Origin of the sequence: Mesorhizobium sp. M0243, assembly GCF_040321775.1 — a bacterium.
Classification (GTDB): domain Bacteria; phylum Pseudomonadota; class Alphaproteobacteria; order Rhizobiales; family Rhizobiaceae; genus Mesorhizobium.
This window is the reverse complement of the sequence record NZ_JAMYSF010000058.1, coordinates 1-9,602: the sequence shown is the minus strand read 5'-3', so window position 1 is coordinate 9,602 and position 9,602 is coordinate 1. Positions and strand designations below refer to the sequence as shown.

11 protein-coding genes and 2 tRNA genes are annotated in these 9,602 nt (G+C 62.2%); 5 read left to right on the top strand and 8 right to left on the bottom strand.

Translation table 11 applies throughout. The features are described 5' to 3' along the window. Window positions 1-101, bottom strand: a 101-nt coding sequence (locus tag NKJ11_RS33425; protein WP_031249078.1) for a GTP-binding protein, incomplete at its 3' end; no start/stop codon positions are given. Between the two features lie 312 nt (window positions 102-413). Between NKJ11_RS33425 and NKJ11_RS33420 the strand changes: the two genes are divergently transcribed. Both NKJ11_RS33420 and NKJ11_RS33415 read left to right on the top strand, forming a co-directional pair. Next, window positions 414-1,301: a DMT family transporter gene (locus tag NKJ11_RS33420; RefSeq protein WP_352439972.1), complete on the top strand. Its 888-nt coding sequence runs from the start codon at window positions 414-416 to the stop codon at window positions 1,299-1,301. Between the two features lie 175 nt (window positions 1,302-1,476). After that, a complete protein-coding gene (locus tag NKJ11_RS33415) occupies window positions 1,477-1,614 on the top strand; it encodes a hypothetical protein (RefSeq protein WP_164778452.1) in 138 nt (45 codons plus the stop codon). Window positions 1,615-1,692: 78 nt separating this feature from the next. Here NKJ11_RS33415 and NKJ11_RS33410 read toward each other — a convergent pair whose 3' ends face one another. Next, window positions 1,693-1,950, bottom strand: coding sequence for a GlsB/YeaQ/YmgE family stress response membrane protein (locus NKJ11_RS33410; RefSeq protein ID WP_023812088.1), 258 nt, complete (start codon window positions 1,948-1,950; stop codon window positions 1,693-1,695). A gap of 131 nt (window positions 1,951-2,081) precedes the next feature. Between NKJ11_RS33410 and NKJ11_RS33405 the strand changes: the two genes are divergently transcribed. After that, entirely contained in the window at window positions 2,082-2,546 is a 465-nt protein-coding gene (locus NKJ11_RS33405; RefSeq protein WP_023812089.1) for a YidB family protein, read from the top strand. Window positions 2,547-2,624: 78 nt separating this feature from the next. Here the strand turns inward: NKJ11_RS33405 and NKJ11_RS33400 are convergent. Continuing rightward, window positions 2,625-2,698, bottom strand: a tRNA-Gly gene (locus NKJ11_RS33400). An 89-nt stretch (window positions 2,699-2,787) separates the two neighbouring features. Further along, window positions 2,788-2,872: transfer RNA gene (locus tag NKJ11_RS33395), tRNA-Tyr, on the bottom strand. Between the two features lie 198 nt (window positions 2,873-3,070). On the opposite strand from NKJ11_RS33395, the gene rlmB reads away from it, so the two are divergent. Further along, on the top strand, window positions 3,071-3,919 hold the full coding sequence (gene rlmB, locus NKJ11_RS33390; protein ID WP_352795158.1) for a 23S rRNA (guanosine(2251)-2'-O)-methyltransferase RlmB: 849 nt from the start codon (window positions 3,071-3,073) through the stop codon (window positions 3,917-3,919). A gap of 209 nt (window positions 3,920-4,128) precedes the next feature. Here the strand turns inward: rlmB and NKJ11_RS33385 are convergent, their stop codons facing one another. The 3 genes from NKJ11_RS33385 to gcl are packed head-to-tail and all read right to left on the bottom strand — an operon-like array spanning window position 4,129 to window position 7,680. Then, a complete protein-coding gene (locus NKJ11_RS33385) occupies window positions 4,129-5,046 on the bottom strand; it encodes a 2-hydroxy-3-oxopropionate reductase (RefSeq protein ID WP_352795157.1) in 918 nt (305 codons plus the stop codon). A gap of 44 nt (window positions 5,047-5,090) precedes the next feature. Further along, entirely contained in the window at window positions 5,091-5,888 is a 798-nt protein-coding gene (gene otnI, locus NKJ11_RS33380) for a 2-oxo-tetronate isomerase (protein ID WP_352556243.1), read from the bottom strand. 10 nt (window positions 5,889-5,898) lie between these two features. Further along, a complete protein-coding gene (gene gcl / locus NKJ11_RS33375) occupies window positions 5,899-7,680 on the bottom strand; it encodes a glyoxylate carboligase (RefSeq protein ID WP_352795156.1) in 1,782 nt (593 codons plus the stop codon). A gap of 202 nt (window positions 7,681-7,882) precedes the next feature. Here gcl and bhcR point away from each other — a divergent pair, with 202 nt between their 5' ends. Beyond that, on the top strand, window positions 7,883-8,704 hold the full coding sequence (gene bhcR / locus NKJ11_RS33370; protein WP_128306058.1) for an HTH-type transcriptional regulator BhcR: 822 nt from the start codon (window positions 7,883-7,885) through the stop codon (window positions 8,702-8,704). A 79-nt stretch (window positions 8,705-8,783) separates the two neighbouring features. Here bhcR and NKJ11_RS33365 read toward each other — a convergent pair whose 3' ends face one another. Further along, window positions 8,784-9,089 carry a BA14K family protein gene (locus NKJ11_RS33365; RefSeq protein ID WP_023812095.1) on the bottom strand — a complete coding sequence of 102 codons (306 nt, stop codon included), beginning with the start codon at window positions 9,087-9,089 and terminating at the stop codon, window positions 8,784-8,786. Window positions 9,090-9,602 lie beyond the last annotated feature (513 nt).

Genomic DNA, 9,602 nt, shown 5'->3' with positions numbered 1-9,602 from the left:
TTGGTGATCGCCGCCGTCAGCGACGTCTTGCCATGGTCGACGTGGCCAATCGTGCCGATGTTCACGTGAGGCTTGTTACGCTCGAATTTACCTTTTGCCATTGTCTCTTTCCTTGGACGGCCCGGATCTTCAGTTCGGTCGAAGACCTTCAGTTCAGTCGAATGCGGGGCGATTAGCGACAAAGGCCAAAAAACACAAGCGTCTTTTGGCCGGGTGCCGTCTCACTCAGTCCGAACCATCGATCCGATTGCGGGGATATGACGCTGATATAGGAAGGCTCTGGGCAAAATGAAGGGGTAGCGGGCCAACCGATCGAGGCCGCGAAAGCGCTGGCTTGCTTGCCCGGCCCTGTCTGAATCATGGCCAGGCCATGGACCATTGCCGCCACCACCCGCCTCTGATCTTGTGGCCGGATGCATTTCATCCCTGCCTCTATACGCGGCCCGCTATTCATGATCGTCTCGACGGGGTCGTATCTCGTCAACGACACGATGATGAAACTCGCGACGGCTGGCCTGCCGTCCTACGAAGTGCTGTTTCTGCGGGGTGCCGCGGCAGCGCTCTGGGGCTTCCCGCTGTTGTTCGCGCTGGGCTACGGCAAGCAGATCCCGCTGATCTTCGACAAGCGCGTACTGAGCCGGAACATGCTCGAGCTGGCGGCGATCCTTTGCTATGTGATCGCGCTCGCCAATATGCAGATTGCCGATTCCACCGCGCTCGGCCAGATCACGCCGCTCTTGATGCTGGTCGGCTCCTCGATCCTGTTTGGCGAGCGGATCGGTGGCCGGCGCATGGCGCTGATCGGGCTCGGCTTCGTCGGAGCGCTGATGGTGGCGCAGCCGAGCATGCAAGGCATTTCGGTCTACGCCTTGCTGGCGCTCGGCAATGCCACATTTGCGGCGGCGCGCGACCTTGCCGGTCGGCGGGTCGCGGTCGAGGTGCCGGGGATGATCGTGGCGATTTCCGCAGTCGTGGTGGTGCTGATCGGCGCCGGCGCCGCGCATCTGGTTTCAGAGCGCTGGGTCATGCCCGGGGCACATCACCTGCTGCTGATGGCGGGTGCTGGATTTTTCCTGATCTTCGGCCATTTCTTCATCTTCATGGCCTATCGCGTCGGACCGACCAGCGCCGTGGCACCGTTCTATTATTGCTTCACCGTCTGGGCGGTGATTTCGGGCCTGCTGGTGTTCGGGCAATTCCCAAACACACTGGCGATCTGTGGCATCCTGCTGGTGGTCGGCAGCGGGCTGACCATCGTGTCGCTGGATCAGCGTCAGCGCCGGCTGGCCGTCGTCGCCTGATGCATGTCGCCCAAAGTGCCCCGGATTTGGGAGAACGACATGCATAAACAAAGACCTGGAGCCTCCGCATCCACGCATGCGCGGATGAGCAGTTGCCGCGCCGAAAAAGATCGTCTAATCGGCGAAGCATAGTTCGATCGACGACGAGATGATCAATCAGCCAAGGGAGTTCCCCGTGACCGATTTTGACCAGAACAAGAGCTCCGACGCCGAGCACAAGGCCGCTATCCGCAAGTCGCTTGTCGGCTGGGCGGTGTTCATCGCGGGAACGCTGATCTTTTTCGTCGCCGCCGATGCAGTGCTGATGCCATAGACGAGCCTCTGCACGTACCGGCCCGAAGCCGGTCTTGCCTCAGCAGGACTTCGAAACGTCGGTCGACCCCGCAGGCGCCTAAAGCGTCCGCCTTGCGCTGAACTGATGGTAGGCCCACAGCACGACCACCGCTCCAACCACCGCGACGATCAGGCTGGAGATGTTGAGACCGGTGACACCCACGCCAAAGATCTGGCTGCAGATCACACCGCCGACAATGGCGCCGACGATGCCGAGGACGATATCCATGATCAGGCCCTGGCCGGTCTTGTTGACGATCTTGCTGCCCAGGAAGCCGGCAATGGCGCCCAGAATGATCCAACTGATGATACCCATTTTTTCCTCTCCATCCCCTCGCCAGCCGACATTTTCATAGGATTGTCAAAACCTCAAGCCAGCTTGAAATTCCGCCCGAATGCTTCATTGTTGATGAGGGGTCGGGCCTTGGTCGCTATGGAGGATCCACTATGGGACTTTTTGACAATGCCGTTCCCGGCGGCAACATCACCAAACCCCTGATGATCGCGCTCGGCGCATTGCTGGTCGGCAAGATGCTGAGCGGCAGAAGTGCCGAAGAGCCAGAGCAGTCTCCCGCGCCCGCTCCGACCGCCCCCGTCCCGACGGAAACCACATCCGCCGATGGTGGCCTGGCTGGCGGATTGGGCGGCCTGCTCGACAAGCTCAGAAATGCCGGCCACGGCAATGCCGCCGACTCCTGGGTCGGCACCGGGCAGAACCAGCCGATCAATGCCAACGATCTTGGCACCGCGATCGGACCGCAGATCATTCGCGAGATCGCGCAACGGACCGGGCTGGACGAGCAGGAACTGCTCAAGCAACTGTCCACCGCCCTGCCCGGTATCGTCGACAGACTGACGCCGAACGGCCAGGTGCCGCAGCAGCACCAGGTCGCCACCGCGTTCAACAGCTGACGCGGCGCAGCCACTACAATTGGAGCACTGCGCGCCTCGTGCGCAGTGTTTCGGCTTGCCGGTGATGGGATAAGTGTCTGGAGCGGGTAGCGGGAATCGAACCCGCATATTCAGCTTGGAAGGCTGCTGCTCTACCACTGAGCTATACCCGCGCCGTTCCTCAAGTACCGGATTCATCCGAAAAGCGCCATGCACTTTTCGGTCCGATTCTTGTCACGTTTCAGGGCTTCCGGGCCGGCAGTGGTGGAGAGGGTTGGATTCGAACCAACGTAAGCTAAGCTAACGGATTTACAGTCCGTCCCCTTTAACCACTCGGGCACCTCTCCAGTCTGCCGCCGGAGCCATGCAACGAGGCATTCACGCCGATCCGGACCCGAGTTATATGTTCTCCGAAACCAGCGCAGCGCCTTATGGCGGCAAGCCCATTGGGTGTCAACCGCGCAACCAGGGTTTTTCGTTTCTGTTCGCCGGCTGTAGTGACAGGCCATATCCTTGGCCGGAGGACACCGCTATAGAAGCCAGCCATGAGCGACAAAACCAACACCCCCAAAGACACCCATTACGCCAAGCTGCGCCGCGCCTATCGCGACGAGAAAAGCGGCGGCGCGCCGGCGTTCAGGCCGCGACAGCCGGTTCCGCCGGGCGAAAATGCCGCGGACGGCCTGGTGCGGCTCTACGGCCTGCACACGGTGCGCGCGGCACTCGACAATCCGCGCCGCAAGATCAGGAAGATGCTGGTGACGCGCAACGCGGCCGAGCGCCTCGAAATCACCGATCTCGCCGCCCTGCCCTTCAAGACCGAACTGGTCGAACCCAGGGACATCGACAAGATCACCGGGTCGGACGCCGTGCATCAGGGTGTGCTGATCGAGGCCGAGCCGCTTAAAGCCAAGCGGCTCGATGCGCTTGGCGACGCGAAGCTGGTGCTGGTGCTCGACCAGATCACCGACCCGCACAATGTCGGCGCCATCCTGCGCTCGGCGGTCGCCTTCGGCGCCGGCGCGCTGATCACCACGGCCCGCCACAGCCCGCAGGAATCGGGCGTGCTGGCGAAATCCGCCTCCGGCGCGCTGGAGCACATCGACCAGATCGAGGTGAAGAACCTCGCCGACGCGCTCGGCCAGCTGCACGAGGCGGGCTTCCGCACCATCGGGCTTGATTCGGACGCGCCGGCCGAACTCGAAAAGAGCTTTGCCGGAGAAAAGATCGCCCTAGTGCTGGGCGCCGAAGGCAAGGGCCTGCGCCAGAAGACCCGCGAGACGGTGACGACGCTGGCTCGGCTCGACATGCCCGGCGCCATCCATTCGCTCAACGTGTCTAATGCCGCGGCGATCAGCCTTTACGTGGCGCGGACATTTTTGAAGCGCGGCTAGAGCAATTCTAGGAAAAGTGTGAAGCGGTTTTCCTTCCAGAATTGCGTCAAGACAAAGAGTTAGAGCATTTCGCCATTTCCGTGAAACGGTGGAATGCTCTAAGCCAAAAATATCTCGAAACGAGAAACGGGTCCCGACAGACGCCGGAACCCGTTCTTCGACGGGCCAAGAGTTGGCGGCTTGGGAACGTTGCGCCGCCCTCTCCTGACCTATGCCGCTTTGCCCCTGGCGTCGGCTGCCTCGCTGCCGACCTCGAAATTGGCCATCCGCTCCAGCGCCCTGACCAGCGCCGAATGATCCTCCTTGGCGCCGCCATTGGCCGCGCAGGAATTGAACAGCTGCTGAGTCGTCGAGGTGTTGGGCAAGGAAACGCCGAGCGCCTTCGCGCCCTCCAGCGCGAGGTTCAGATCCTTCTGGTGCAGTTCGATGCGGAAACCAGGCGCGAAGGTGCGCTTGACCATGCGCTCGCCATGCACTTCCAGAATGCGCGAAGCCGCCAGCCCGCCCATCAGCGCCTGCCTGACCTTGGCCGGATCGGCGCCGGCTTTCGACGCAAAAACAAGCGCTTCGGCGACGGCTTCGATGGTCAGCGCAACGATGATCTGGTTGGCCACCTTGGTGGTCTGGCCGACGCCGTTCGGTCCGACCAGGGTGATGTTCTTGCCCATCTTCTCGAAGACGGGCTTGGCGCGCTCGAAGGGGGTTTCCTCGCCGCCGACCATGATGGTGAGCGACGCCGCCTTGGCGCCAACCTCGCCGCCCGAGACCGGCGCGTCGAGATAGTCGCAGCCCAGGTCGTTGATGTTCCTGGCAAAAACCTTGGTCTCGATCGGGGAGATCGAGCTCATGTCGACGACCAGCTTGCCTTTTGCCAGGCCGGACGCGACGCCGTTGTCGCTAAACAGCACATCGGCCACCTGCGGGGTGTCGGGCACCATCAGGATGATGATGTCGGCAGCCTTGGCCACGGCGGCGTGGCCGGTGACGGTCTTCAGGCCTTTGGCGACGAGGTCGGCCGGCGGCTTGGAGCGATGGTCGCTGGCGATGACATGATAGCCCGCATCCAGCAGGTGCCCCGCCATCGGCGCGCCCATGATGCCGAGGCCGATGAAGCCGATGGTTTCCATTGTGGTTCTCCAAATGACTGTGTGAAACGCCCCCCCTCTAATGCTTACGCCGCAGCACTTCCCTGCCCGGCCAACTCCCGAAGCCACCCCAAGCCAGCCTCCGTCCCGGCCTTAGGCTTGTACTCAGCCCCGACCCAGCCGGCATAACCGATGCGGTCGATATGCTCGTACAGAAACGGAAAATTGATCTCGCCCGTCCCCGGCTCGTGACGGCCGGGATTATCCGCAAGCTGAATATGCGCGATGCGGCCAAGGTTAGCCTCGATGGTCCGGGCGAGATCCCCCTCCATGATCTGCATGTGATAGATGTCGTATTGCAGGAACAGGTTTTTCGAGCCGACGCGATCGATCAGCGCCAAGGCCTGATCGGAATAGTTGAGGAAGAAGCCCGGAATATCGCGCGTGTTGATCGGCTCTATCAGCAGCCTGATGCCGGCCTGCTCCAGCTTTTCCGCCGCGAAGGCGAGGTTTTCGGCAAAGACATCCTCCAGCACCTTGCGGTCGGCGCTGGCCGGCGCGATGCCGGCCAGGCAATTGACCTGCTGGCAGCCGAGCGCCTGCGCGTAGGTGATCGCCTTGGCGATGCCCTGGCGGAATTCCGGCACACGGTCCGGCAGCACCGCAATGCCGCGTTCGCCCTTGCCCCAGTCGCCGGCCGGAAGATTGAACAGCACCTGGGTCAGACCGTTCTTCTTCAGCCGGGCCGCGACGACATCGGGCGCATGGTCGTAGGGGCCGATATATTCGACGCCCTTGAAGCCGGCGCGGGCGGCGGCATCGAAACGGTCGAGGAACTCATGCTCGCCAAAGAGCATCGAAAGATTGGCTGAAAACCGCGGCATTCTTTTTCTCCTAATCCAACATCACGATCGCTGTCGGCGCATCTTCCTGATGTTCGGCAAGCTCCTCGAATTCGGTGATCTTGTCGATCTCGGTGCCCATCGAGATGTTGGTGACGCGTTCGAGGATGAATTCGAGCACGACCGGCACCCGGTGCTCCTTCATCAGCCGCTGGGCCTCCTTGAAGGCACCGGCGAATTCTTCGGGCTTGCGCACCCTGACCGCCTTGCAGCCCATCGCCTCGGCGACGGCAACATGGTCGACGCCGTAGCCGGCCTCGGGATCGCCTGCCCGGTTGATGTTCTCGAAGGCAAGGTCGACCTCGAAATCCATCGAGAACCCACGCTGCGCCTGGCGGATCAGGCCGAGATAGGCGTTGTTCACGACGACATGCAGATAGGGCAATTTGTGCTGTGCGCCGACCGCCAGTTCCTCGATCATGAACTGGAAATCATAGTCGCCCGACAGCGCCACGATGGTGCGGTCCGGGTCGGCGGCGCGAACGCCAAGGGCCGCCGGCAAGGTCCAGCCGAGCGGGCCGGCCTGGCCGCAATTGATCCAGTTGCGCGGCTTGTAGACATGCAGGAACTGCGCCCCGGCGATCTGCGACAGGCCGATCGTGGTGACATAGGTGACGTCGCGGCCGAACGCCTTGTTCATCTCCTCATAGACACGCTGCGGCTTCAGCGGCACCTGGTCGAAATGCGTCTTGCGCTTCATGGTCTTCTTGCGGGCCTGGCATTCCTTCGCCCAGCCGGACCAGTCGCGCAGCTTTCCAGCCGTCTTCCATTCGGTGGCGACGTCGAGCAGCATCTTCAGTGCGGCACCGGCATCCGAAACGACGCCGAGATCCGGCGCGAAGACACGGCCGATCTGCGTCGGCTCGATGTCGACATGGATGAATTTTTTGCCCTTGGTGTAGACATCGACGGAGCCGGTGTGGCGGTTGGCCCAGCGGTTGCCGATGCCGAAGACGAAGTCGGCTTCCAGCATCGTCGCATTGCCATAGCGGTGCGAGGTCTGCAGTCCGCACATGCCGGCCATCAGCCGGTGATCGTCGGGGATCGCTCCCCAGCCCATCAAGGTCGGGATGACCGGCACGCCTGAAATCTCGGCGAATTCGATGAGCAGATCGGACGCATCGGCGTTTATGATACCGCCGCCGGCGACGATCAGCGGCTTTTCGGCGGCGTTGAGCATCGTCAACGCCTTTTCGGCCTGGGCGCGCGTCATGGCCGGCTTGAACGGCGTCAACGGCTCATAGGCGTCGATGTCGAATTCGATTTCGGCGAGTTGCACGTCGACCGGCAGGTCGATCAGCACCGGGCCGGGACGTGACGAGCGCATCAGGTGAAACGCCTTCTGCAGCGCCATGGGGACGAGGTAGGGTTCCATGACGGTGACCGCCCATTTGGCGACCGGCGCGGCAATGGCTGATATGTCGACGGCCTGGAAATCCTCCTTGTTCAGCCGCGCCCGCGGCGCCTGACCAGTGATGCACAGGATCGGAATGGAATCCGCGGCGGCCGAATAGAGCCCGGTGATCATGTCGGTGCCGGCTGGACCCGAAGTGCCGATGCACAGGCCGATATTGCCCGCCTTGGCGCGGGTAAAACCTTCCGCCATGTGCGAGGCGCCCTCGACGTGACGGGCAAGCACATGGCGGATCGTGCCCCTCGCCTTCAGCGCCGAATAGAACGGATTGATCGCCGCGCCCGGCACGCCGAAAGCGCAGGAAATGCCTTCCTTTTCGAGAACGAGAACCGCGGCATCGACAGCGCGCATCCTGGCCATTTTCCAGCCCTCCACGGGTTTGTCATTGTTGGATTGGCCAAGGATGTCAGCACGCCGGTTATTTTTCAATTTTTTCAGAATATTTTTCCATTTCTAGAAAACGGCGTCATTTTCTTGATTTTATTTGATTTTCTGTTTTCCAGGAATCCGACCCGAAAAACTTTTTCATTGCGCGTTTGGCGAAACGACCGAGAATGGCGGCATGGAAACGACCGAAAAACGCCAGCGCGGTCGGCCGCGCGCTTTCAACAGGCCCTCGGAGGCCAGTTCGGTGCAGTCGCTCGACAGGGCGTTGCGCATCCTGGCCATTGTCGCGGAAGGCAGCGGCCTGTCGCTGAGCGAGATCTCTGCGCAGAGCGGCCTTGCCGCCTCCACCGCCTACCGCATGCTGACGACGCTGCAAAACCACGGCATGGTCGAATTCGACACATCAGACCAGCTCTGGTCGATCGGCGTCGAGACCTACCGCATGGGCGCGGCGTTCCTGCGCCGCCGCAAGCTGGTCGATCGCGCCCGCGTCGTCATGCAGGAACTGATGGAGAGGTCAGGCGAGACCGCCAATCTCGGCGTCGCCGAGGACGATTGCGTGGTCTTCGTCAGCCAGGTCGAGACGCATCAGGCGATCCGCGCCTTCTTCCGGCCGGGCACGCGCAGCCCCTTCCATGCGTCCGGCATCGGCAAGGCGGTGCTGGCCCATCTCGAGCCGGAGCGCGTCGGAACCATCCTGCGCAAGGCCGGGCTGCAGCGCTTCACCGACCGGACGTTGTCCGACATTTCGGCGCTTGCCCACGATCTGGCGCGGATCAAGCTGCGCGGCTGGTCGGTCGACGACGAGGAGCGGCACCCCGGCATGCGCTGCGTGGCAGCCGCCATCTTCAACGAATTCGGCGAGCCTATCGGTGGCGTCTCGGTGTCGGGACCGACCGTGCGGGTGACGCCGGAGCGGCTCGCCGAGATCGGCCCGCTGGTGCGCGATGCCGCCGCCGAGGTGACGCGGATGATCGGCGGCATCAGGGCGACCTGACGGTCCGATCGTTTCAAGCACAGCGAAAAGAGGGGCTGCGGGGCGCCCCTCTTCTGGCTGATTGAAACGCCACCTCCTCTCAGAGACGGCAGTAGTGGCGATAGCCGTCGTGGCCGAGATAAGTGTCGGAGTCCGCATCATAGCTCTGGTAGCGGTCATAGCAGCGGCGGACGTGCCACGAGCCGCCGCCTTCGTCGACATAGACGGTACGCGGCTGGGCGAGCAGGCTGCCGAGGACGAAGCCGCCGACGCCGGCGGCAATGCCGATGCCGATTTCGCGGTTGTGGTGATGGCTGTGGGCGGCCGAGGGCTGCACGGTGCCGGCCAGCGTGGCGGCGGCAACTGCAGTGGCGATGAGGCCGGAAACGAGTGTGCTCTTGAACATGACGATCTCCTTGCTTCGTTGACCGAGGCGATCCATCCGCCTCTTGATCATCTGTCGTCGCGGCCAGGAAGAAGGTTCGAATCTTTTTTCGATTTTTCTAGGATCGGGGAAATCGGATCGACCGAGGTCATGCTGACGGCGACCTTGCGAGAGCTTGGCGAAGAAGTTGATGCGGCTGATCTCCCCCCTTGCGGGGGAGATGCCCGGCAGGGCAGAGGGGGGTGCTGTCCCGCCAGCTTGTCAACCAATCAGGGCTAGGCAACCGCACGGACAAAATAGAGAAAGTTCATGGGGAAGCCGGTGATCCTTCACACCCCCCTCTGTCCTGCCGGACATCTCCCCCGCAAAGGGGGAGATCGGCAGCTTTGCCGTCCCACTTCACAAAGTGATCGCCCAACGCGAAAAGGGCGGCCGAAGCCTAATGCAGTTCACTTAAGTTGGGCTGGATGAGGATCTGGTAAGACCTATCGAACAGGATGGAGATTCGTTTCCATCCTGTTCGTGTTTTGAGAT

Coding starts and splice junctions, on each gene's coding strand:
- NKJ11_RS33420 (WP_352439972.1), top strand. CDS start 414: ATGCATTTCATCCCTGCCTCTATACGCGGCCCGCTATTCATGATCGTC.
- NKJ11_RS33410 (WP_023812088.1), bottom strand. CDS start 1,950: ATGGGTATCATCAGTTGGATCATTCTGGGCGCCATTGCCGGCTTCCTG.
- NKJ11_RS33405 (WP_023812089.1), top strand. CDS start 2,082: ATGGGACTTTTTGACAATGCCGTTCCCGGCGGCAACATCACCAAACCC.
- rlmB (WP_352795158.1), top strand. CDS start 3,071: ATGAGCGACAAAACCAACACCCCCAAAGACACCCATTACGCCAAGCTG.
- NKJ11_RS33385 (WP_352795157.1), bottom strand. CDS start 5,046: ATGGAAACCATCGGCTTCATCGGCCTCGGCATCATGGGCGCGCCGATG.
- otnI (WP_352556243.1), bottom strand. CDS start 5,888: ATGCCGCGGTTTTCAGCCAATCTTTCGATGCTCTTTGGCGAGCATGAG.
- gcl (WP_352795156.1), bottom strand. CDS start 7,680: ATGGCCAGGATGCGCGCTGTCGATGCCGCGGTTCTCGTTCTCGAAAAG.
- bhcR (WP_128306058.1), top strand. CDS start 7,883: ATGGAAACGACCGAAAAACGCCAGCGCGGTCGGCCGCGCGCTTTCAAC.
- NKJ11_RS33365 (WP_023812095.1), bottom strand. CDS start 9,089: ATGTTCAAGAGCACACTCGTTTCCGGCCTCATCGCCACTGCAGTTGCC.